The organism is Lentzea sp. NPDC003310, assembly GCF_040610935.1.
Lineage (GTDB): Bacteria > Actinomycetota > Actinomycetes > Mycobacteriales > Pseudonocardiaceae > Lentzea.
On record NZ_JBEXNC010000009.1, the window covers coordinates 291275 to 313268 of the forward strand.

The 21994-nt window shown below is 71.2% G+C and carries 19 protein-coding genes; 7 read left to right on the top strand and 12 right to left on the bottom strand.

The features are described from left to right. Positions 1–2: 2 nt before the first annotated feature. From ABZX02_RS20615 to ABZX02_RS20650, 8 genes are all read right to left on the bottom strand, one after another. Positions 3–410, bottom strand: a complete 408-nt coding sequence (locus ABZX02_RS20615) for a L,D-transpeptidase (protein WP_355300182.1) — start codon at positions 408–410, stop codon at positions 3–5. Positions 411–419: 9 nt separating this feature from the next. Continuing rightward, positions 420–941 (bottom strand): L,D-transpeptidase, encoded by a 522-nt coding sequence (locus tag ABZX02_RS20620; protein ID WP_355300183.1) that lies wholly within the window; start codon positions 939–941, stop codon positions 420–422. Positions 942–1074: 133 nt separating this feature from the next. Beyond that, entirely contained in the window at positions 1075–1845 is a 771-nt protein-coding gene (locus ABZX02_RS20625) for a serine protease (protein ID WP_355300184.1), read from the bottom strand. Positions 1846–1977: 132 nt separating this feature from the next. After that, positions 1978–3018: a class II fructose-bisphosphatase gene (glpX, locus tag ABZX02_RS20630; RefSeq protein ID WP_355300185.1), complete on the bottom strand. Its 1041-nt coding sequence runs from the start codon at positions 3016–3018 to the stop codon at positions 1978–1980. 67 nt (positions 3019–3085) lie between these two features. Then, positions 3086–3301 (bottom strand): exodeoxyribonuclease VII small subunit, encoded by a 216-nt coding sequence (locus tag ABZX02_RS20635; RefSeq protein WP_355300186.1) that lies wholly within the window; start codon positions 3299–3301, stop codon positions 3086–3088. Then, positions 3298–3642, bottom strand: coding sequence for a sugar ABC transporter substrate-binding protein (locus tag ABZX02_RS20640; RefSeq protein ID WP_355300187.1), 345 nt, complete (start codon positions 3640–3642; stop codon positions 3298–3300). Before ABZX02_RS20640 ends, ABZX02_RS20635 begins: the two co-directional genes overlap by 4 nt. After that, a complete protein-coding gene (xseA, locus tag ABZX02_RS20645) occupies positions 3632–4870 on the bottom strand; it encodes an exodeoxyribonuclease VII large subunit (protein WP_355300188.1) in 1239 nt (412 codons plus the stop codon). The genes ABZX02_RS20640 and xseA overlap by 11 nt, the downstream gene beginning before the upstream one ends. Then, complete coding sequence (locus ABZX02_RS20650) at positions 4867–5373, bottom strand: lipid droplet-associated protein (protein WP_355300189.1); 507 nt, start codon at positions 5371–5373, stop codon at positions 4867–4869. Before ABZX02_RS20650 ends, xseA begins: the two co-directional genes overlap by 4 nt. 63 nt (positions 5374–5436) lie before the next feature. Between ABZX02_RS20650 and ABZX02_RS20655 the strand changes: the two genes are divergently transcribed. Beyond that, a complete protein-coding gene (locus tag ABZX02_RS20655; protein ID WP_355300190.1) occupies positions 5437–6381 on the top strand; it encodes a 4-hydroxy-3-methylbut-2-enyl diphosphate reductase in 945 nt (314 codons plus the stop codon). 122 nt (positions 6382–6503) lie between these two features. On the opposite strand, the gene ABZX02_RS20660 is transcribed toward ABZX02_RS20655, so the two are convergent. Together ABZX02_RS20660 and ABZX02_RS20665 are read right to left on the bottom strand one after the other, a co-directional pair. Continuing rightward, on the bottom strand, positions 6504–7226 hold the full coding sequence (locus tag ABZX02_RS20660; protein WP_355300191.1) for a DUF6542 domain-containing protein: 723 nt from the start codon (positions 7224–7226) through the stop codon (positions 6504–6506). A gap of 89 nt (positions 7227–7315) precedes the next feature. After that, positions 7316–8227, bottom strand: a complete 912-nt coding sequence (locus ABZX02_RS20665; RefSeq protein WP_089909587.1) for a DNA recombination protein RmuC — start codon at positions 8225–8227, stop codon at positions 7316–7318. Positions 8228–8326: 99 nt separating this feature from the next. Here ABZX02_RS20665 and ABZX02_RS20670 point away from each other — a divergent pair, with 99 nt between their 5' ends. From ABZX02_RS20670 to ABZX02_RS20680, 3 genes are read left to right on the top strand one after another with little or no spacing between them, the layout of a single operon-like run. Continuing rightward, complete coding sequence (locus tag ABZX02_RS20670) at positions 8327–9466, top strand: exonuclease SbcCD subunit D (protein WP_355300192.1); 1140 nt, start codon at positions 8327–8329, stop codon at positions 9464–9466. Then, positions 9463–12339: an SMC family ATPase gene (locus ABZX02_RS20675; protein ID WP_355300193.1), complete on the top strand. Its 2877-nt coding sequence runs from the start codon at positions 9463–9465 to the stop codon at positions 12337–12339. Before ABZX02_RS20670 ends, ABZX02_RS20675 begins: the two co-directional genes overlap by 4 nt. Positions 12340–12359: 20 nt before the next feature. Next, entirely contained in the window at positions 12360–12860 is a 501-nt protein-coding gene (locus tag ABZX02_RS20680) for a hypothetical protein (protein WP_355300194.1), read from the top strand. Between the two features lie 34 nt (positions 12861–12894). Here the strand turns inward: ABZX02_RS20680 and ABZX02_RS20685 are convergent, their stop codons facing one another. Together ABZX02_RS20685 and ABZX02_RS20690 are read right to left on the bottom strand one after the other, a co-directional pair. Beyond that, positions 12895–13392: a methylated-DNA--[protein]-cysteine S-methyltransferase gene (locus ABZX02_RS20685; protein WP_355300195.1), complete on the bottom strand. Its 498-nt coding sequence runs from the start codon at positions 13390–13392 to the stop codon at positions 12895–12897. Then, a complete protein-coding gene (locus ABZX02_RS20690; RefSeq protein ID WP_355300196.1) occupies positions 13389–14675 on the bottom strand; it encodes an AlkA N-terminal domain-containing protein in 1287 nt (428 codons plus the stop codon). The genes ABZX02_RS20685 and ABZX02_RS20690 overlap by 4 nt, the downstream gene beginning before the upstream one ends. Before the next feature lie 80 nt (positions 14676–14755). Between ABZX02_RS20690 and ychF the strand changes: the two genes are divergently transcribed. The 3 genes from ychF (at position 14756) to ABZX02_RS20705 (ending at position 21986) form a co-directional block, all read left to right on the top strand. Beyond that, positions 14756–15835: a redox-regulated ATPase YchF gene (gene ychF, locus ABZX02_RS20695; protein WP_355300197.1), complete on the top strand. Its 1080-nt coding sequence runs from the start codon at positions 14756–14758 to the stop codon at positions 15833–15835. 305 nt (positions 15836–16140) lie between these two features. Next, complete coding sequence (locus tag ABZX02_RS20700) at positions 16141–19257, top strand: BTAD domain-containing putative transcriptional regulator (protein ID WP_355300198.1); 3117 nt, start codon at positions 16141–16143, stop codon at positions 19255–19257. Between the two features lie 11 nt (positions 19258–19268). Then, positions 19269–21986 carry a BTAD domain-containing putative transcriptional regulator gene (locus ABZX02_RS20705; protein ID WP_355300199.1) on the top strand — a complete coding sequence of 906 codons (2718 nt, stop codon included), beginning with the start codon at positions 19269–19271 and terminating at the stop codon, positions 21984–21986. The last annotated feature ends 8 nt before the right edge of the window (positions 21987–21994 follow it).

Consider the following 21994-nt stretch of genomic DNA (forward strand, 5'->3'; position numbering starts at 1 on the left):
ATTTATGGAAGCACCTGGACGCGCTCACCGGGGAAGAGGTTGTTGTAGAAGACCTCGGAGTCGTTCCACGAGAGCCGGACGCAGCCGTGCGACTGCGAGTTCAGGTCGCCCTGGTGGAACGCGATGCCGTCGGTGGTGAAGTAGACGGCGTTGGGCATCGGGCCGTTGTACGGGACGCTCCAGTCGTTCTTCACCTTGCGCAGCACCGGGAAGGTGCCCACCGGCGTGCCGAAGCCGGGCTTGCCGTGACTGATCCGGACCGGGCCGTGGCTCGTCACGCCGTTGGTGACGAGCCACGCCAGGTTCGAGTGCTTCTGCACGCACGCTCCGTTGTGGACGGTGCACACCGACGCGTGCGCGGGAGCCGCCAAACTAAGCAGCAGCAAGGCCGTTGCGGCCAGGAGTCTCATGGCTGATGATCATGAGACCACCTGCACGGTCTCGCCAATCGAGAGGTTCTCGAAGTAGTAGCGGGCCGCGGCGGGGTCCAGGTGGATGCAGCCGTGCGACGGGTCGGTGAGCGAGCCCTCGTGGAACGCGATGCCGCTCTCGGTGAAGTACGTCGACCACGGCATCGGCGCGTTGTACGGCCGGCTCCACTCGTCCTTCACCTTGCGCAGCACCGGGAAGTTGCCGAGCGGCGTCTCGAAGCCGCGGCGTCCGTGCGTGATCTTCGACGGGCCGTGCACGATCTTGTCGCCCCGGACGATCCACGACTGGTTCGTGGAGAGCTGGATGCACGCGCCGTCGCTGATGGTGCACGGAGTCGGCTTCACGACGGGCGGGGGTGGCGGGGGAGTCGTCGTGGTCGGCGCGGCCGACGAGGACGAAGGCGCCGAGGACGACGAAGGTGGTGGTGCTGGTGAAGTTTCGGCCTGCACGGTCCCCTGCGCGCACCCCGCCACCGACATCAACGCGACCGCCGCGAACAACATCCGCATCGGGCACCCCCCTGGTTGTTCCATCCCTTGCCGAAGTAGACGACGGGAGGATCACCCGGGTTGCAACGCGGAGGCCCGCCTCCCATAACGGTTGGGAGACGGGCCTCGGAACGCGTTTACCGAGCTACACCGATCAGACGGTGCCGGCGTACTGGCTGATCCACGAGCGGAAGTACGGGACGTCCACGTAGATCGACGGAGCGGTCGCGCAGGTCGCGCCGCCACCGGAACGGCTGGTGGCGCCGATGAGCTCCCAGCGGCCGTTCACGGACTTCACCTGCGGGCCACCCGAGTCGCCGTAGCAGGCGCCCTTGTTGCCACCGGTGTTGTTGGTGCAGATCTCCGAAGCGCCGCTGATGCCGGCGCAACGGCTGTCCGTCACGATCGACGTGTTCAGCTCCTGCAGCGTGATGGGAGCGCCACCACAGCCGCGGGTCGGGCAGGTCTGGCCCCAGCCGATGATGCGGGTGGCCGTGCCGACCGCGCCGGACGAGGCCGCCACGGCGGCGGGCGCCTGGCTGACCGAGGTGTTGAGCTGCACCAGCGCCAGGTCGGCCGACGGGTGGTTGATGATCCGCGACGCGCCGGTCGTGGTGCCGCCGCTGGTGCGGTTCGTCGTGCCGATCCGGGTGCGGATCGACGAGGCCGACGAGCCCTGGACGCAGTGCTTCGCCGTCACGACCCAGTTGGCCTTGATCAGCGTGCCGCCGCAGAAGTGGCTGCCGGAGGTGCTCTGCAGGGAGACCATCCAGGAGTAGACCTGCGTGGCGTTGGTGCCGCCGACGATCATCGGCGAGACCTCGCCGTCAGCGGTGGGAGCCGGAGCCGCGTTGGCCGCGACGGCCGAGGCGAGCAGGGCGCCCGCGGCCACGACGACTGCGGAGAACAACGAACGTGCCCTCATCGTTGAGTGTCCTTTCCTGAACCCGGCGCAGGGTTGCCGGGGTCAGGAGGGAACCTATGGACGAAGGTCACACTGTCACTAGGGTCACTCGTCTGGTCACCGAGCGTTCACAGTTCACAGTGAATGGGACATTTACGGCAGCGGCTGCTGCGCGTCCTCGGGGATGTCGAAGTCGACCGAGGAGTATTCGCGCAGCTTGTGGAGGCTGTGGAAGCCGTCGATCATGCGCACGGTGCCGGACTTGGACCGCATGACGATCGACTGGGTCGTGCAGCCGCCCGCGCGGTAGTGCACGCCGCGCAAGAGGTCGCCGTCGGTCACGCCGGTCGCGCAGAAGAAGACGTTGTCGCCCGAAACGAGGTCGTTCGTCGTGAGCACGCGGGACAGGTCGTGGCCCGCGCCGATCGCCTTCTCGCGCTCCTCGTCATCCTTCGGCCACAACCGGCCCTGGATGGCACCACCGACGCACTTGAGGGCCGCTGCGGCGATGATGCCCTCCGGGGTGCCGCCGATGCCCACGAGCATGTCCACGCCCGACGTGGGGCGTGCGGCCGCGATCGCGCCGGCCACGTCACCGTCGGAGATGAAGTGGATGCGGGCGCCCGCCTGGCGGACCTCCCGCACGATGCTCTCGTGCCGGGGCCGGTCGAGGATGCACACGTTCACGTCGGAGACGTCGCTGTGCTTGGCCTTCGCGACGCGGCGGATGTTCTCCGCGAGCGGCGCGGTGATGTCGATGACGTCGGCCGCCTCCGGGCCCACGGCGAGCTTCTCCATGTAGAACACGGCGGACGGGTCGAACATCGCCCCGCGCTCGGCCACCGCGAGCACCGCCAGCGCGTTCGGCATGCCCTTGGCCATCAGCGTCGTGCCGTCGATCGGGTCGACCGCGACGTCGCACTCGGGGCCCTCGCCGTTGCCCACCTCTTCGCCGTTGAACAGCATGGGCGCCTCGTCCTTCTCGCCCTCGCCGATCACCACGACGCCTCTCATCGAGACGGTGTGGATGAGCTTGCGCATCGCGTCGACGGCCGCGCCGTCACCGCCGTTCTTGTCGCCGCGCCCCACCCACCGGCCCGCGGCCATCGCCGCCGCCTCGGTGACGCGCACGAGCTCCAATGCCAGGTTCCGGTCGGGGGCTTCGCGACGTCGTTCCGCGGGGGTGTTCACCATTGCGCGCCTCCATGCGACTACTCAGCGTGCCGGATTTTGTGATCGGCAACTGAATCCTTGCACGGGATCACGCGTCCGAAACGTCCTCCTCGACCACAGCGAGAGCTGCATCGATTCGCTCGCGCGCACCCGCGAGATGCTGCTCACACGTCTTGGCGAGCGCCTCGCCGCGTTCCCACAGCGCGAGGGAGTCCTCCAGCGAGAGACCTCCGGCCTCCAGCTTGCGGACGACGTCGACCAACTCGTCACGGGCGGCTTCGTAACCCAGTGTTTCCGAACTCACGCGGACTGGCTCCTCAGACGGCTCAGCACGGTCGCGACGGCCAGGTCGTAGCCGACCAGCGCCTCCGCGAACTCCTCGCCGTCACCCTCTCGCACCGCCTCGTCGATGAGCGCCTCGGCCTCCGCGACGCGCCGGTACTGGACCGTGCCGGCGGTGGCCTCGCTCAGGTCGTGCAACGTCAGGATCAGCGTGCGGCGGCTCGTGGTGTCGCAGTCGCCCACCATGTCCGTCCAGCAGTCCGCCGCGGCGCGGTTCGCCGCCTCCGCCTTGCTCCGCAGGCCCGAGCCGCAGGAACCCGCCGCCTCCATGGTGAGGGGCAGGAACACGGCATCACGCATCATCGGTACCTCCCCCTTCCACACTCACGACAGTGGCCTGCACTGCTCCGTCAACGACGCGTACCCGCAGCTGTGTTCCGCTCGGCGCGTCCGCCACCGACCGCACCACGCCGTCGGGCCCGTCAGGTGTGACGAGCTGCACAACGGCGTACCCGCGGGCCAGCGTGGCGGCTGGTCCGAGGGTCGTCAAGCGGGCCTTCGTCCCCGAGAGGTGGACGTCCTCCCGATCGAGTCGTTGCGTGACCGCTCGGCGTGCCTGGTCGCGAAACCGCTTCACTTCCTCGGAACGGCGCTCCAGCGGGCCGTAAGGGTCCGAAAGTACTGGTCGGGAGCGCAGCGAGTCGAGCAGTTTGCGCTCTCGATCGACCCAGCCGTGCAGCGCGCGGCGGCCGCGATCGCGCATCTGGCGGACCCGTTCACTCTCTTCGGCGACATCCGGAACCACCCGTTTGCCCGCGTCGGTCGGCGTCGAACAGCGCACGTCGGCGACGTGGTCGAGCAACGGGGTGTCCGGTTCGTGGCCGATCGCCGACATGACCGGCGTGCGGCACGCGGCGACCGCGCGGCACAGCGCCTCGTCGGAGAACGGCAGCAGGTCCTCCACGCTGCCGCCGCCGCGGGCGATGATGATCACGTCGCACTCGGGGTCGCGTTCCAAAGTGGACAGCGCGGTCATCACCTGGGTGACCGCGGTCGGGCCCTGCACGGCGACGTTGATGACGCGGAAGTGCGCGCCGGGCCACCGGTTCCGCGCGTTCGTCAGCACGTCGCGCTCGGCCGCCGACGCCCGTCCGGTGACGAGACCGATCTTGTTCGGCAGGAACGGCGGGCGGCGCTTGCGGCGCGGGTCGAACAGGCCCTCCGCGTGCAGCAGCTTGCGCAGCCGTTCCATCCTGGCGAGCAGCTCGCCGATGCCGACGGCGCGGATGTCGTCCGCGCGCAACGACAGCGTGCCCCGGTTCGGGTAGAAGCTGATCTTGCCGTGCGCGATCACCCTGCTGCCCTCGGTGAGCTGCAGCTCGCGGACCATCGAGGCGTTGCAGGTGATCGACATGGACATGTCGACGCTCGGGTCGCGCAGCGTCAGGAACGCCGTGGAGCTGCGCGCGTTGAGCTGCGTGACCTGGCCCTCGACCCACACGTCGCCGAGCCGGTTGATCCAGTCGAGCAGCTTGCGGGCGACCGTCCGCACCGGCCAGGGGTTCTCCGGCGTGGATTTCGCGTCAGTCACGATTGCGCTTTGACCGTCGCGATCCGCCGGTTGAGCATGCCCACGAACTCAGGCCGAGACTCGTGCGCCTTCTCGTAGCGCAGCAGTTCCTCCAGCTGCGCCACGTCGAGGTTGCGCAGCCGGGCGCGCAGCTGGGCGATCGACAGCTCGTCGTAGGTGGGCAGGAACTCCGGCACCTCGGCGATCGCGCGCTCTTCCTCTTCCCACGGGTCGTCGGCGAGCACCTGCTCGGTGATTTCCTGAGAAGTCGTGACGGGCGTCTCGTCCTCGTCGAACGTCGCCCACTCCGGTTCCTCCTCCGCCGGGCGCAGTCCGGAGAGGACGTCGTCGCCCTTGATGGCGAGTTCGGTCACATGCTGCTGCACGCGCATCGACAGCTGCATCGCCTCGCTGACCACCGTCAACGGGAGTCCGGCGAGCTGCTGGGGCAGCCTGCGGGCCTGTTCGAGGGCGGTCGCCGCGAGCCCGGCGGCGACGCGGACACCCAGTGGCAGTGGCTTCATGCCCACTAGCCTGCCGCAACCGCGTCTGAAATGCCTAGGACCGGGGCTGGGTACCCTGAGGGCATGCCCAAGCGAGTCCTGTTGGCGAAGCCGCGTGGTTACTGCGCGGGCGTTGATCGTGCCGTGGAGACGGTCGAGCTCGCCCTCGAGAAGTACGGCGCGCCCGTCTACGTGCGCAAGGAGATCGTCCACAACAAGTACGTCGTGGAGACGCTGTCCGACCGCGGCGCCATCTTCGTCAACGAGACCGACGAAGTACCTGAGGGCGCTCTCGTGGTGTTCTCAGCACACGGCGTGTCGCCTGCCGTGCACGCCGAGGCCGAGCAACGGTCGTTGCGCACCATCGACGCGACGTGCCCCCTCGTGACGAAGGTCCACAAAGAAGCGGTGCGGTTCGCCAAGGAGGACTACGACATCCTCCTGATCGGCCACGAGGGCCACGAGGAGGTCGAGGGCACCGCGGGGGAGGCGCCGGACCACGTGCAGCTCGTCGACACCGCGGAGGACGCCGCGAACGTCCAGGTGCGCGACCCCAACAAGGTGATCTGGCTGTCGCAGACGACGCTCTCGGTCGACGAGACCATGGTGCGCGTGCGTCAGCTCAAGGACCGCTTCCCCGAGCTGCAGGACCCGCCGTCCGACGACATCTGCTACGCCACCTCGAACCGCCAGACCGCGGTGAAGACGATGGCGCCGTCGTGCGACCTGGTGCTCGTCGTGGGCTCGAAGAACTCCTCCAACTCGGTCCGGCTGGTCGAGGTCGCGCTGCAGCACGGCGCCAAGGCCTCGTACCTGATCGACTACGCCAAGGAGGTCGACCTGGCGTGGCTCGAGGGCGTCGAGACCGTCGGCGTCACGTCGGGCGCGTCGGTGCCGGACCTGCTGGTGATGGAGCTGCTGAAGTTCCTCGAGACGTACGGCTTCGGCGAGGTCGAGGAGATCACGACGGCGAACGAGCGCATCACGTTCTCGCTGCCGCGCGAGCTCCGCAAGGACCTGGTCCGCTAGAACGTCGAAAAGGGGCCGTCACCGAGTGGTGACGGCCCCTTTTCGACGTTCTGGGGTCTAGGTGGTGCCGCCTGCGGGGCCCTCGCTCGCCACTGCCGCCCGACGGACTTGCAAGACAGCGCCTAGTCGCGCGGGCGCGGCTTGCGCTGGCCTGCCGGACGCTCGCCGCGGGAGCCCTCGGGACGCGGACGGCGGGCGGGAGCGCCCTCGGGGCGTGGCCGGCGGGCCGGGGCGCCCTCGGGACGCTCGGAGCGCTCCGGGCGGGGACGGCGCGGGCGCTCTTCCTCCTCCGCCGGCTCCTCGCGGGGCCTGCGGACGGGCTTGGCGCGGTCCTTGATCTCCGCCTTGGCCTCGCGGACCTCGTCCTTGCTCGGCCGGTTCGGGTTCTTCTGCAGGATCATCCGCAGGATGCCCAGGCCGACCGTGACGGCGGTGGTGATGGCCATGACCGGGAAGCTGTCGATGAGCGGCTTGCCGAGGCCGAGCGCCATGGTGGACAGGCCGCCCTTGGCGACGCCGCCGGTGAGCAGCACGAGGGTCGGCACCGTGGCGGCCAGCACGAGCGGCGGCTGCACCATCGGCCCGAACAGGCTGCGGCGCTGCACCAGCACGATCGCGGCCAGCGCGCCCACGAAGAACACGACGTTGAACGTCCAGCCGACGGTCTTGCTGGAGTTGATGTCGATGAAGGCACCGATGAAGGCCGGGACCAGGGCGGCCAGGATCGCCGCCCACCAGGGGATTCCCTTGAACTCCCCGAAGAGGGCCCGGTAGTTCCACGGAACCGCGTCGTAGTCCTCGACGTCGTCATCGAAGGCTGCAGAACGCTCGCGCAACTCACTCACGACGCACACGGTAGCCGTTCGGCCATTCGGTGTTCGTCAGTCCGTTCGTTTCTCACCCAGAAGCAACCTGCGGGCACACTGCGTGCGTTTTAAGCGGACTGCTCGTCCGCCCTTCGGACGAGCGGGAGGGGCGTAGGAGTGGCGGAAGCGTCCGTCAGGGGTTCCACGCTCGCCCGGAATCCCTCCAACGCCTCAAGCTCGCGGCGGCGCGCACTAAGGAAGCGCTGCAGGTGCGTGGTGGAGAGGTTGACGGCCTCGATGGCGCTGTCCGCGGCCCGGTTCGCACGGCCGGCGGACAGCCTGACCTGCTCGACGTCCTCGGCGAGCGCCCGTTCGGTGACCGCGAACATCGCGCTCGACGCGATCACCGCGAACCCGGTCGGGCCGCACAGGAAGACGCGCCGGTCGAGCAGCCAGCGCAGCAGTTCGGGATCGGTGTCCAGCGCCGCGACGACCGCGCCGTCGTTGGGGACGAACATGATCGTGCCGTAGATGGCGTCGGCCCAGCGCTGGTAGCCCTTGCCGGCCAGTTCGGCGGCCCGCGAACGGATGTTGCGGACGTGCACGCGCAGCGCGTCCTGGCGCTCCTGCGGGTCGTCGGTCTCGACGGCCTCGGCCCAGGTGGCCATGGACATCTTCGAGTCGACCGGGACCGCGCGGCCGCCGCCGACGTTCAGCACCATGTCGGGCCGGACCGCGCCGCCGCCCGCCACGTCCGTCTGCAACGTGTAGTGGAGGTTTTCCCTCAGGCCGAGCGCGCGCGCCGTTTCGACGAGCACCTGTTCGCCGAGTTCGCCGCGTCCCGAAACGCTGGAGAACGCCACTTCGTAGCGTTGCAGGGCTTGCTGCTGGGTGTCGTAGCGCGCGCGTTCGACGTTGATGGCGGCGAGCGCCTCGTCGGTGCGCCGGACGCTGTCCTGGTAGAGGCGCCAGACGAACAGCAGCGCCCCGGCACTGACGAGTGCCAGGACGATCAGGGCGGTGATGATCACTGCGGTCACGGCACCGATGATGCTCCCCCAGAGATGTTGAACTCGATCGGGTGACACGCCGGGAACCCTCCCGGAGTTTTGTCGGACCCCGTCTCTACGGTTGGTGCCATGCGGATCCTGCACACCTCCGACTGGCACGTGGGACGGACGTTCCACGGCCGCGACCTGCTCGTGGAGCAGGAGTCGGTGCTGGGCGGCCTCGCTGACCTGGTGTCCTCCGAGAAGGTCGACCTGGTGGTCGTCTCGGGCGACCTGTACGACCGGGCGGTGCCGTCGGCCGACGCGGTGGCGCTGTGCGCGCGGGTGCTGATGCGGATCCGGGCGGCCGGGGCGCGGATCGTGATCACGCCGGGAAACCACGACTCGGCGGCGCGGATCGGGGTGTTCGGGGAGTTCGCCGCGGCGGGCGGGCTGCACCTGCGCACGCAGATCTCGTTGCTGGACAAGCCGGTCGAGCTGGAGGACGAGCACGGGCCGGTGGCGGTGTACGGCATCCCGTTCCTCGAACCGGAGCCCGCGCGGCACGTGCTCGGCGTGGCGGACAAGGGCCACGCGCCGGTGCTGGGCGAGGCGATGCGGCGGATTCGCGCCGACCTGGCCTCGCGGGACGCGCGGTCGGTGGTGCTGGCGCACGCGTTCGTCACGGGCGGGGCGCCGTCGGAGTCCGAGCGCACCATCGCGGTGGGCGGCGTGCAGGACGTGTCGATGCAGGTGTTCGCGGGCGTCGACTACGTGGCCCTGGGGCACCTGCACGGGCCGCAGACGCTGGCGGAGAACCTGCGGTACTCGGGCTCGCCGCTCGCGTACTCGTTCTCCGAGGCGCGGCACCGCAAGTCGGTGTGGCTGGTGGAGTTGGACGAGGGTGGGCTCGTCGGCGTGGAGCGGCGTGATCTGCCGGTGCCGCGGCAGTTGGCGGTGGTGTCCGGGACGCTGACCGACGTGCTGGAGGACCCGGCGCACAAGCCGCTGGAGGACCACTTCCTGTCGGTCGTGCTGACGGACCAGGTGCGGCCGATGGACGCGTTGCGGCAGTTGCAGAAGCGGTTCGAGCACGCGGTGCACGTGGAGTGGCGGCCGGAGCAGGGCCAGCAGCACGACATGACGTACGCGGAACGGGTGCGCGGCCGTTCCGACGAGGAAGTGGCCTGCTGCTTCGTGTCCGACGCGCGCGGCTCCGAGCCCTCCGAGGCGGAGAAGGCGTTGCTGCGCGAGGCGTTCGCGTCGGTGGCGAGGGAGCAGGAGCAATGAGGCTGCACCGCCTGGAGCTCACGGCGTTCGGGCCCTACCCGAAGCCCGAGGCCGTCGACTTCGACGAGCTGGGGGCGGACGGGCTGTTCCTGCTGCACGGCGACACGGGCGCGGGCAAGACGACGTTGCTCGACGCGGTGGCGTTCGCGTTGTTCGGCCGGGTGCCGGGCGCGCGGGGCGACGTGAAGAAGCTGCGCTGCGAGTACGCCGATCCAGAGGTGCCGACGGAGGTGTCGCTCGAGCTCACCGTGCAGTCCCGGCGGTTCCGGATCGTGCGCTCGCCGGAGTTCGACCGGCCGAAGAAGCGCGGCGGCGGGTTCACCACGCAGCCCGCGAAGTGCACGCTCACCTGGCTGGAGGGCTGGGACGGCGAGGGCATCACGCGCATCGACGACGTGGCGCGCGCGGTCGAGGACATGCTGGGCATGTCGTACGAGCAGTTCTTCCAGGTCGTGTTGCTGCCGCAGGGGGAGTTCGCGAAGTTCCTGCGGTCGGACACGGCCGAGCGGGAGGTGTTGCTGGAGAAGCTCTTCGGCACCGAGCGGTTCCTCGACGTGGAGAAGTGGTTCCGCGACAGGAGGGTCGCCGCCGGGCGGGTGCTGGAGGAGCGCCGCCGGGGCGCGTCCGAACTGGTGCAGCGGGTCGCCGAGGCCGCGGGCGAGGAGCCGTCGTTCGAGCCGGGGTGGCTCGAGTCGGTGCTGGAACGGCTTTCTCTCGCCGTCAGGTCGGCCGAGGCGCTGTCGGAGGAGACGGCGGGCGTGGCCGACGGCGCGCAGGTGCTGCTGGACCAGGCGCGCGTGCACGCCGACCAGGTCCGCCGCGTGCGCGAGGCGCGCGACCTGCTGGCCCGCGTGGAGGCGGCGGACTCGGCGGCGTGGTTCGCCGAGCGCGACGCGGCCCGGCGTGCGCTCCCCGTCGTGCCGGCGTTCGGGGAGATCGCGAAGCTGCAGGAGACGTTCAAGTTCGCCGTCCGCGACGAGGCCCGCGCCCAGGAGTCGTTGCAGCGCCTGGGGTACGAGGGTTCTTCGTTGCGCGAGGACGCGGAGCGCCACCGCGAGGAGGCGGGCGGTCTGGGCGAGCTGGCGGCGGAGGCCGAGCGCCAGCAGGCAGACGTGCGCCGCCTCTCGGTGCTGAAGAACTCGTCGTACCAGGTCGAACGCCGGCTGCTGGCGCTGAACGCCGAGCTGGAGGTGTTGCCGGAGCGCCTGGCCCAGTGCCGCCTGCAGCTGGACGCGGCCGTGGAGGCGTCCGCGCGCCTGGAGTCGCTGAAGGCCCGCGCCGATGCCGCCGAGGCCCTGCCCGAGGCGACGAAGGCGTTGGAGCGCACCAAGAAGGCGCTGCACGAGGCCATCGACGTCCACCAGAAGGCGAAGGACGTGCTGCAGCAGGTCCGGCAGCAGCGCCTGGAGAACATGGCGATCGAGCTCGCCGCGGCCCTGAAGCGCGGCAAGCCGTGCGCCGTCTGCGGGTCGCCGTCCCACCCGGCCCCGGCCCAGCCGATGCTCGGCGGCGTGGACGCGACCGCCGAGGAGGACGCGGCGCAGGAGGAGCAGGTCGCGCTGGACCGCCGCACCGAGGCGGAACGGGCCGCGCACGCCGCCGAGCTGCGCATCCAGGCCTGCTGGGAGGCCCTGGGCTCCGACGAGCCCGCCACCGCCATCGCCGAGCACCGCGCGGCCCTGGAGCTGGCCCGCACCCGGTCGCAGCGCCAGACCGAGTTCGTGGGCCTGGAGGCCAAGACCAGGGACCTGGGCGCGGAGAAGGCCGAGGTCGAGCAGGACCTGGTCGGCCTGCGCACCGAGCACACGTCCCTGATGGCCGTGGTCGAGGACCGGGGCGCCCGCCTCGACAAGGCGCGGGGAGAGCACGACGACGTCCTGGCCCGCCGGGACCACCTGCTGAAGCTCGCGAAGGCACTGGTCGACCTGGCCGACCGCCGCTCGGCCAGGGACGCGGCGCAGGCCAGGGTCGAGGAGCAGCAGTCGCTGGTGGCGGGGCTCGCCACCGAGGCCGGTTTCCCCGACGTGGACACCGCCCTGGCGGCGGCCCGCCCGCAGATCAAGTTGCAGGCCCTGGACGACCGGATCGCCGCCTGGGAACGCGCCCGCGCCTCGGCGCTCGCCACCCTGGAGGAGCTGACCGGCGTCGACCCGGACACCGAGATCGACCTGGGCCAGGTGACGGAGGCGGCGTCCTCGGCCCGTGCCGCCGCGTCCTCGGCCGCCACGGCGCTCGCCCGCGCCCAGGCGGCGTTCGACCGGGTGAGCGAGCTGGCGAAGCGCCTGCGGGCCGAGTGGAAGTCACTGGAACCGCTGGAGGCCACCTACGCCGAGCTCGACGCGTTGACCGACGTGATCAACGGCCGGGGCCAGAACTCGAAGAAGATGACGCTGCGGTCGTACGTGCTGGCGGCGCGCCTGGAGGAGGTGGCCGTGGCCGCCTCCGCACGCCTGCACCGGATGAGCCAGGGTCGCTACAGCTTCGTGCACTCCGACTCCGCGGGTGCTCGCGGCACCCGCGGCGGCCTGAGCCTCGACGTGCTCGACGACTACTCGGGCCGGTCCCGCCCGGCCAAGACCCTGTCCGGCGGCGAGTCGTTCCTGGCGTCCCTGTCGCTCGCGCTGGGCCTCGCCGACGTGGTGGCCAACGAGACCGGTGGCGCCCTGCTCGACACCCTGTTCGTGGACGAGGGCTTCGGCACCCTCGACTCGGACACGTTGGACATCGTCATGAACACCCTGGACGAGTTGCGGGCCGGCGGCCGCGTCGTGGGGCTCGTGTCGCACGTGGAGGAGCTGCGGCAGCGCATCCCGACCAGGCTGCGGGTGCGCAAGGCGCGCACCGGGTCCACGTTGGAGGTGTCGCTGGGCTGATCAGCGTCTAACCTCGGCGCGTGCTGTCCCACGTGGAAATCACCGCTCGTGTCGAGGTCACCGAGGCCGCCCACTTCGGGTGGTCGAACAAGGTCGAGTTCTCGCACGACTGCTTCGTGTGCCGCCGGACCGGCAGGACCGTCAGCGTGCGGCACGGCGCCGAGCACGGCCTGTGCCACTCCTCGCAGGCACCGCTCGAGTGGCAGGACGAGCTGGAGCAGGCGGGCAGCCACCCGGCGCCGATCAGGATCACCGGGTTCGACGTCGCGAGCGGCGCGGCCACCACGACGTTGCGGTGCAGGCTGTCGTTCTGGTGGGCGCCGTTCACCGACGTGCGCCGGCCGCAGGCGCAGGGCAGCGAGCTCGGAGCCGGGCCGTGGGTCCGGCTGTTCACCGGGTCGGCTGCCACACGTGCCGCGACGCCGGCGAGGACCAGTGGTTCAACGGCGAGCAGTCCCTGCAGACCAACCTGGTCTGGCCGGTCGCCAGGCCTTGCCGGAAGTGCGGCACCGACCTGGTGACCATGACGGCACCGCCGGAGATCACGCTCGTCGGTTAGGCCTCGTGCGCGAGCAGCCAGCGCTTGACGTCGAGGCCCCAGCGGAAGCCGCCGAGGTTGCCGCCGAGCCGGATCACGCGGTGGCACGGCACGAACAACGCCACCGAGTTCCGCGCGCAGGCGGAGGCCGCCGCCCTGATCGCGGCCGGGCGGCCGGACAGTTCCGCGTACTCGGAGTAGGTGACGGGTTCGCCCGCCTTCACGGTGCGCAGGACGTCCCACGCGTGCTGCAGGAACGGGCCGGACCGCTGCCGCACCTCGACGGTGTCGATCGAGGTCAGGTCGCCGTCGTGGTAGGCGACTACGGCCTTGGTGACGTCGCCGAGGTCCTGCCGGGGCGTGATCTCGGACGGCATCAGGGAGGCGTGGATCTGGGGCGTCAGCAGGGCCAGGTCGGCGGTCCAGCCGCTCGCCAGCACCGCTCCGTCCGGCGCGACGATCGCGGTGAACGGCCCCGCCGGGGTGTCCGCGGTGGACGTGTGCGCGACGGTCATGATGTTGCTGCCTTCCTCGTCAGGTGTGCTCCGGCGTAGGAGCGCCACGGCCGCCAGTCGGCGCCGTGGGAAGCCAGGTGTCGTGCGGTTCGGGGGAGTACGAGCACGTCGGGTGCGCCGAGCACCCGCATGGCCACCTCGTCGGCCACCTCGGCGCCGACCAGCGGGGTCAGCTCCTCGGTCAGGTCCTCGGCGGTGCGGCCCACGTCCACGACGAGCCTGCCGCTCGCCAGCGCCTCGGTGACGGGGTGCTCGCCCGCCGCGTAGAGGTGCGTCAGGGCGCCGTCCGGGATCTTCAACGGGACACCGGTGAACGGTGCCACCAGCCGCAGCAGCGTCTCGGCGCCGTCGACGCTGCCCGGCACGCGGATGCCCGGTACCGCGCGGACGAGTGGACCGATCACGGGGTCCGCGCCCAGGAACGAGTCGACGGCCATCGGGTCGGCGTCGAGGTCCAGCAGGCGGCGGACGCGGGCCACGGCCGCGCCCAGGTCCCGCACGTCGGCGAGGCGCAACGAGCACAGCACGTGGTCCGCCGGGAACGTCAGGCGCACCGTCGCCTCACCGTGCGGCAGCGACAGCGTCCGCGCGTACGAGTCGGCGGTCACCTCCTCGACGCCCGGCAGGGCGTGCGCGCGGAAGTGGAGCAGCAGGCCCTCGGCGTCGAACGGCGCCCGGTACGGCAGCCGCAGCACGATCCGCCCCGGCGTGCCGACGGGGGCCTTGCCCCGCCCGCGCATGTCGGACGGCGTGGAGGCGAACACCATGCGGATGGTGTCGTTGAACTGGCGCACCGACGCGAAGCCGGCGGCGAACGCGATGTCGGCGAACGCCAGCTCGGTCGTCTCGATCAGCAACCGGGCGGCGTGGGCGCGGTGCGCGCGGGCCAGGGCCAGCGGTCCCGCACCGAGTTCGGCGGTCAGCACGCGGGTGAGGTGGCGCTCCGAGTAGCCCAGGCGCGAGGCCAGGCCCGTCACGCCGTCGCGTTCCACGATGCCGTCGCTGATCAGGCGCATCGCCCGGCCGGCGAGGTCCGCGCGGAGGTTCCACTCCGGCGAGCCCGGCACCGCGTCGGGCAGGCAGCGGCGGCACGCCCGGAACCCGGCCGACTGCGCGGCCGCGGCCGTCAGGAAGAACCGGCTGTTGCGGCGCTTCGGGGTCACCGCGGGGCACGACGGCCGGCAGTAGATGCCGGTCGTGCGGACCGCGTGGATGAAGCACCCGTCGAAACGGGCGTCACGTGCGGAGCACACCCGGTACGCGTGTTCTTCGTCAATGACCATGCCAACGATCCTGCCAGCGAGAACGGGCGTTGGCTCGCGGGAATCGGACACGACCGTCGCCTGCCGTAGACTCGTCGCTCGTGAGTTTGACCCTCGGTATCGTCGGCCTGCCCAACGTCGGCAAGTCCACCCTGTTCAATGCGCTGACGCGCAACGACGTGCTCGCCGCGAACTACCCGTTCGCGACCATCGAGCCGAACGTGGGCGTCGTGCCGCTGCCGGACGCGCGCCTCACCAAGCTGGCGGAGATCTTCAGCTCCGAGCGCGAGGTGCCCGCCGTGGTGTCGTTCGTCGACATCGCGGGCATCGTCAAGGGCGCCTCGGAGGGCGAGGGCCTCGGCAACAAGTTCCTCGCGAACATCCGCGAGGCGAACGCGATCTGCCAGGTCATCCGCGTCTTCGACGACCCGGACGTCGTGCACGTCGACGGCCGCGTCGACCCGTCGAGCGACATCGAGACGATCAACACCGAGCTGATCCTCGCCGACCTGCAGACCCTCGAGAAGGCCATCCCGCGCATCGAGAAGGAGGCGCGGATGCAGAAGGACCGCCGCGCCGCCCTCGAGAACGCCAAGAAGGCCAAGGACATCCTCGACTCGGGCCGCACGCTGTTCTCGGCGCAGTCCGAAGTGGACGGCGAACTGCTGCGCGAGCTCTCCCTGCTCACCACCAAGCCGTTCCTCTACGTCTTCAACGCCGACGAGGGCGTCCTGAGCGACGAGGCCCGCGTGAAGGAGCTGCGCGAGCTGGTCGCCCCGGCCGACGCCGTCTTCCTCGACGCCAAGGTCGAGTCGGAGCTCCTCGAGCTCGACGAGGCGGAGGCCCTGGAGCTGCTGGAGTCGATCGGCCAGTCCGAGCCGGGCCTGCACGCCCTGGCCCGCGCGGGCTTCCACACTCTCGGCCTGCAGACGTACCTGACCGCGGGTCCGAAGGAGGCGCGCGCCTGGACGATCCCGCAGGGCGCCACCGCCCCGCAGGCCGCCGGCGTGATCCACACGGACTTCGAGAAGGGCTTCATCAAGGCCGAGGTCGTGTCGTTCGACGACCTGGTGGCCTCGGGGTCGAAGGCCGACGCGAAGGCGGCGGGCAAGGTCCGCATGGAGGGCAAGGACTACGTCATGGCGGACGGCGACGTGGTGGAGTTCCGCTTCAACGTCTGACGGCCGCCCTCTGATCTGGGTTTCCGCACCACATGTGTGAGCGGTGTTCGGTGTTCGGTGTTGACCGAACACCGAACATCCGCGCAGTCGGTGGTGCGGGACGTGGGCGCCCAGCAGTAGAAGCCTTCATCGCCGCCTCCAAGCGGCTCGGCCTCCCGGTGCGGCTGTGTTCCGATGCGGATGGAGGCATCGCCTTTGTCGAGCTGTCCTACTGGGTGAAGCTGGCTGTTCAGGTCGGGGAACTTCACCGTTGAGCGCGGTCGCGCCCGCACGCGTCCCAGCTCACGCACCTAGAATTCCACCCCGTGACAGTTGAGTACCGGGTTCTGGGGCCCCTCGAGGTACTGCTCGACGGCGAACCCGTGGCTGTCCCAGCAGGACGCGGCCGCGTCCTGCTGGCCACACTCCTGTTGCGCGCCAACCGCTTCGTCTCGGTGGACGAGCTGGTCGAGCGGGTCTGGGAGGGTGAGCCGCCGGACCTCGACCGCGCCCACAAGACGCTGCAGACGGTCGTCATGCGGTTGCGGCAGGCGCTCGGTGAGGCGAACTGCGTGCGGCACGAGCGCGGTGGCTACCTGGCCGAGATCGAGCCCTCGCAGCTCGACCTGCTGCGGTTCCGCGAACTGGTCTTGCGGCAGGAGTTCGGGGCCGCGCTCGCCTTGTGGCGGGGGCCGGTGCTCGGGAACGTCGTGTCGGAGTCGTTGCACCGCGACGACGTGCCGCCGCTCGTGGAGGAGCAGCTCGGTGCGCTGGAGCAGCGGATCGAGGCCGATCTCGGCGACGGGCGGTCTGCGGACCTCGTGCCGGAGTTGCAGGAGCTCACTCGGCGGCATCCGTTGCGGGACCGGTTCTGGTCCCATCTGATGCTCGCGCTCTACCGGTCCGGGCAGCAGGCCGGCGCGTTGGCGGCTTATCGGCAGGTCAGCGAGATGCTCGCGGACGAGTTGGGGATCGATCCGGCGCCCGCGCTGCGCGAGTTGCACGAGCAGATCCTGCGCGGCGAGGTGGCGGCGCCGAAGGAGAAGCGGGTCACGCCGCGGCAGTTGCCTGCGGACCTCGCCACCTTTGCGGGGCGCGACGGGGACGTGGCGCGGCTGGCCGCCAGCACGGCGCCGGTGGTGGTCATCTCGGGTACCGGCGGGGTCGGCAAGACCTCGCTCGCCGTGCACTGGGCGCACCGGATCGCCGACCGGTTCGGTGACGGGCAGATCTTCGTCAACCTGCGCGGGCAGGACCCGGTGCGGGCGATGGAGGTGCAGGAGGCGCTGACACTCGTGCTCAAGGGGCTCGGGGTCGAGACGGTGCCGGTCGGGTTGGACGAGCAGGTGGCGCTGTACCGGTCGGTCGCCGCGGACCGGAAGTTGTTGCTGCTGCTGGACAATGCGGCGAACGCCGAGCAGGTGCGGCCGTTGTTGCCGACCGCGGCGGGGGCGCTGGCGATCGTCACGAGCCGTGCGGATCTGCGCGGGTTGACGTTGAACGACGCGGATCTCCTGCGGTTGCCGACGCTGAGCGACGACGACGGCATGCGGGTGCTGGAACGGGTGCTCGGCGCGGAGCGGGTGCGCGCGGAGGAGGACCAGGCCGCCGCGCTGGTGCGGTTGTGCGCCGGGCTGCCCCTTGCGTTGCGCATCGCGGCCGCGGACCTGCGGGCGCAGGACGACATGACCATCGCGGACAAGGTCGCGCAGCTCGACGCCGACCGGCTCGCCGAGCTGGCGGTGCCGGGTGACCCCGCTGCGGCGGTCGGCATCGTCTTCGACGAGAGCTACGCCGCGCTGGCCGAGGACGCCCGGCTGGTGCTGCGGCGGCTCGGTGTGCTGCCCGGCGTGGACTTCACGGCCGACGACGCGGCCGTGGTCGCGGGGCTGCCGAGCGCGCGCCGGCAGCTCAACCAGCTCGTCGCGGTGCACCTCGTGGAACAGCGCGACGACCGCTTCGCCCTGCACGACCTGCTGCGCCTGTACGCGCGGGAGCGGTGCACGGAGGACGAGATCGGTGAGGCCCTCGGCAGGCTGTACGACTTCTACCGCCGGATGACGAACGACGCCGCCGAGCTGCTGTTCCCCGACCAGCGGCGGTTGCCGCTCACCGCCGGCACGACCCAGCTGCCCGACGTCGGGCTGCGGACGAGGGAACAGGCCTTCTCCTGGCTGAGCACCGAGAACGCGAACCTGGTCGCGACGATGCTCGTCGCCTCGGAGCGAGGAGATCACCGGCTGGTCGAGGAGATCGCCGCGGTGCTCAACGGGTTTCACTACGAGGTGCGCGACGACTCCAACTGGGCGGCGCTGTGCGAGATCCGGACCCGCTCCGCCGAGGCGTCCGGCGACGACCTCCTGATCGCGAGCGCCAGCGCGGGCGCCGTCGTCCTGCGCTTCTGCCAGGGCGACTACGCCGGGGTGAAGCAGCAGGCGCGGACCGCGCTCGACCTCGGCCTGCGGGAGGGTGACCTGGCCATCCAGGCGGCCGCGTACAACGCGCTGGCCACCGTCGCGAGGATCGAGGGCCAGGCGGAGGTCTCGCTCGACCTGCAACGCCAGGCGCTCGCCATCCACGAGCGGACGGGGTCCGTCGAGGGGCAGGCGCTGGTCCAGCTGGGCATCGCCGCGCTGTTGTTCGAGGTGCCCGACTACCCGGCCACGGAGGAGGCGCTGACCAAGGCGCTGGAGCTGTCCGAGTCGCGCGGCATCCACGCCCACGTGCACGACAGCCTGATCACCGTCAACCTGCATCTCGGCAGGCTCGACGAGGCCGTGGCGCATTACGAGACCTACCTCGCGCTGGAGGCCGAGGTCAGCAACCCGGACCACTTCTCGATCGGCACCACCGACCTCGTCTCCGTGCTGCTCGCGCGCGGCGAGGTGGACGAGGCGTTCGACCTCACGATCGAGCTGCTCGAGAAGCTGCGGTCCAGGGTCGGGCTGGAGGAGGAGCTCCACCTCTGGCACGCGCTGGCGCACGTGCACCACGTCCAAGGCGACCACGAGGACGCCCTGGCCGCCGCATTGGTGCAGCTGAGGCTCACCGACGAGGACACGACGTTCGTCACCCAGCGGATCGGTGCCAACTGGGCGGTCGCCCGCGCCTACCGCAACCTCGGTGAGCTGGAGCGCGCCGCGCACCACCTGGACCAGGCCCGCGGACTCGTCCTGGAGTCCAACGGCGGGGTGGAGGGCGAACTGCTCGCGGAGAGCGCCCTGCTGCACCTCGCGTCCGGTGACCCCGGGAGTGCCGTCACGGCCGCGGAACGGGCGGTGGCCGCGGGCCGCCGGCACCACCAGCGGCTCAGGGAGGCGCAGGCACTCGGGGTGCTGGCGAAGGCGCGTCGCGCCGCCGGGGACGAGGACGGCGCGGTGGAGGCGGAAGCGCTGGCCGCGGCGGCTCACCGGGCCTGTGGCGCGCTCGCAGATCCTGCATAGACTCTTCTGGCGTGATCGTTGAGTACCGCGTGCTGGGACCGCTGGAGGTGCTCGTCGACGGTGACGTGGTCACCGTCCCGGCGGGACGCGGCCGGGTGCTGCTCGCCACACTCCTGTTGCGCGCCAACGAGTTCGTGTCGGTCGACGAGCTCGTCGACCGCGTGTGGGACGGCGAGCCGCCCGCTCCGGACCGCGCCCACAAGTCCTTGCAGACGGTCGTCATGCGGCTGCGGCAGGCGCTCGGCCCGGCCAACTGCGTCCGCACGTCGGCGCGCGGTTACACGGCCGAGGTCGACCCGGAGCGGCTCGACCTCACCCGGTTCCGGCGGCTCACCGCGCAGGGCGAGCACCGCGCGGCGCTCGAACTGTGGCGCGGGCCGGTGCTGGCCGACGTGCCGTCGGAGGCGCTGCGGCGAGACGACGTGCCGCGGCTCGTGGAGGAGCGCGCCGTCGCGCTGGAACGCCGGTTCGACGAGGAGCTGACCGGCCCCACCGACCGCCTGGTGCCGGAGCTGCGGGAGCTCACCGAGCAGCACCCGTTCCGCGAGGTGTTCTGGGCCCAGCTGGTGCTCGCGCTGCACCGCGCGGACCGGCAGGCGGAGGCGCTCGCGGCCTACGACGAGATCCGCGCACGGCTGGCGGACGACCTGGGCGTCGATCCCGGACGGCGGCTGCGCGAGGCGCACGACGAGATCTCGCGCAGCGGGTCGTCGGCAGCGGTACCGCGGCAGCTCCCGCTCACCCACTCGCGGTTCGTCGGCCGGGAACGGGAGCTGGCACGGCTGAGCGAGGCACTGCGCTCGCGGCGGGACCAGCCGGTGCTGATCTCGGCGATCAACGGCGTCGGCGGGGTGGGCAAGACCTCGCTCGCCGTGCACTGGGCGCACCGGGTGGCCCACCACTTCCCGGACGGCCAGATCTACGTGAACCTGCGCGGGTTCGACTCGCGCGCGGAGCCGGTCCGGCCGCTGGCCGCGATCAGCCGGATCCTGCCGGCGTTCGGCGTCCCGGTCGGCGACCTGCGGGCGGACGCGCTGGTCTCCTACTACCGGTCGGTGCTCGCGGAGCGGAAGGTGTTGCTGCTGCTGGACAACGCCCGTGACGCGGACCAGGTCCGGCCGCTGCTGCCGGGCGGCACGTCCAACCTCGTGCTGATCACGAGCCGCAACCAGCTGCGCGGCCTGGTGGCCCGCGAGGGTGCCCGCCCGGTCGCACTCGACGTGCTGGACGAGCGGGGCGGACTCGACCTGCTGACGTCGCGGATCGGGGCGGAGCGGATCGCCGCCGAGCCCGAGGCCGCGGCCCGCCTGGTGGTGCAGTGCGCGGGACTGCCGCTGGCGCTGAGCATCGTGGCCGCCCGCGCCGCCACCGACGACTCGCTCACGGGTCTCGCCGACGAACTGGCGCTCGAAGGTCTCGACGCCCTGGACGTGGACGACTTCACCGGTGTGCGCGCGGTGTTCTCCTGGTCCCTGCGCTCGCTCAGCGAGGACGCCGCCCACCTCTTCGTCCTGCTGGGCCTGCACCCCGGGCCGGACTTCGCCGCCGCGGCCGCCGCCAGCCTCGCCGCGCTGCCGCTGCCCAGGACCCGCAAGCTGCTGGGCGAGCTCGTGGCCGGCAGCCTGGTCGACACCGGTTCCGACGGCCGCTTCGCGCTGCACGACCTGGTGCGCGACTTCGCGGCGGAACGGGCGGCCGCGCTCCCCGCCGCGTCCAGGGCCGAGGCGGTGCGCCGGATGTTCGACCACTACCTGCACACCTCGCACGCGGCCTGGCGGTTGCTGCAGTTCAACGCCGCACCGGTCGTCACCACGCCACCGGCACCGGGCGTGCTGGTCGAACCGGTGCCGGACGCGGACGTCGCCTGGGCCCGGTTCGAGGCCGAGTACCGGGTGCTGCTCAGCGCCGTGGACCGGGCGAGCGATCTGGGGGAGGACGACTTCGCCTGGAAGACGATGTTCACGCTGCACGACTACCTGTCCCGGCAGGGGCACATCCACGACGCCGCGACCGGGCACCGCCTCGGGCTGGCGGCGGCCGAACGCCTCGGTGACATGAACGCGCAGAGCCTGATGCACCGCAGGCTCGCCTCCACACAGATCAGCTTCGACGACTTCGCCGCCAGCGAGTTCCACCTGCGCGAGGCGATCCGGTGCGCACAGCCCGGTGGCGACGTCCCCGCGGAGGCGCACCTGAGGCGCGGGCTCGCGTTCGCGTACGAGAAGCAGGGCCGCTTCGCCGACGCGTTCCAGGTGCTCGCGGAGATCCACCCGCGGATGGCGGACCACCCGGACCCCTACGAGTCCGGCCGCCACCTGGCCGCCCTGGGCCGGGCGCACCACAAGGTGGGGCAGAGCGACCGCGCGCTGGAGCTCTGCACGCTCGCCGCGGAGAAGTTCGCCGAGTCCGGGTTCAACGGCCAGGACGCCGGGCCCGCGGGAAACCTGGAGACGCTGGGCGAGATCTACCTCCACCTCGGCCGGCACGCGGAGGCCTTCGCGAGCTACGAGCGGGCCGTGGCGGTGTGGCGGCAGATGCGCGCGATGACCGACGTGGCCGACTGCCTGATCCTGCAGGGCGAGGCCCTCATCGAGGTCGGTGAACCCGTGCGGGCCCGGGAGTGCCTGATCGAGGCGTTGACCATCGCGGAAAGCCTGCTGGACCGGGAGAACTTCGAGGACCAGGTGCAACGGGCGCGAGACCTGCTCGCCTCGCTCGACCAGATCTAGACTCGCCG